Source organism: Neisseria sp. P0021.S007 (assembly GCF_051956855.1).
The window spans coordinates 1-656 of record NZ_JBQCXA010000611.1; the positions used below are offsets into that span (position 1 = coordinate 1).

At 52.3% G+C, this 656-nt stretch carries 1 protein-coding gene; it reads right to left on the reverse strand.

All coding sequences use genetic code 11. The features are described 5' to 3' along the window. Positions 1-330, reverse strand: a 330-nt coding sequence (locus tag ACTHUR_RS14940) for an alpha/beta hydrolase (RefSeq protein ID WP_440399384.1), incomplete at its 3' end; no start/stop codon positions are given. Positions 331-656: the final 326 nt, after the last annotated feature.

Sequence of the window (656 nt, forward strand, 5' to 3'; positions counted from 1 at the left end):
GCCCGACAATGCGAACTGTTCGGCTTCGGGATGTTGCGCGCGGGCGTAGTCGATGACGGCGATACAGTCTTGCGTTTCGCCGCGTCCGTAATCGTGTGTGCCTTCACTGTTGCCTACGCCGCGCAGGTTGGGCAGGTAGCAGGGGAAACCGAGTTGCGATAAGGCTTTGGCAGCGGTTTGGATGACTTTGTTGGTGTTCGTGCCGCCTTGCAGCGGGTTGGGATGGTTGATGACTGCCACGCCGCGTGCGGGCGTTTGCGCGGCGGGCAGGAAGATGGTTTCGAGCAGACCGACAGGACCGGATATTTGGATGATGTCAGGTTTCAACATGGGTTTTCCTTTATATATAGTGGATTAAATTTAAATCAGGACAAGGCGACGAAGCCGCAGACAGTACAGATAGTACGGCAAGGCGAGGCAACGCCGTACTGGTTTAAAGTTAATCCACTATAATACCGCCGCCCGCCCTTTCCATACGGGACAACGCTATAAACTGTAAAGATGGCACAGCGGGACAAAACAAGCCTGTATACTGCATTTTCACACATACATTCCTCACAACACACAAGGAGACAAGAGATATGGGTTGGATCAGCACCATCATTATTGGATTTGTAATCGGCGTATTGGCAAAATTCCTGCACCCGGGCAAAGAA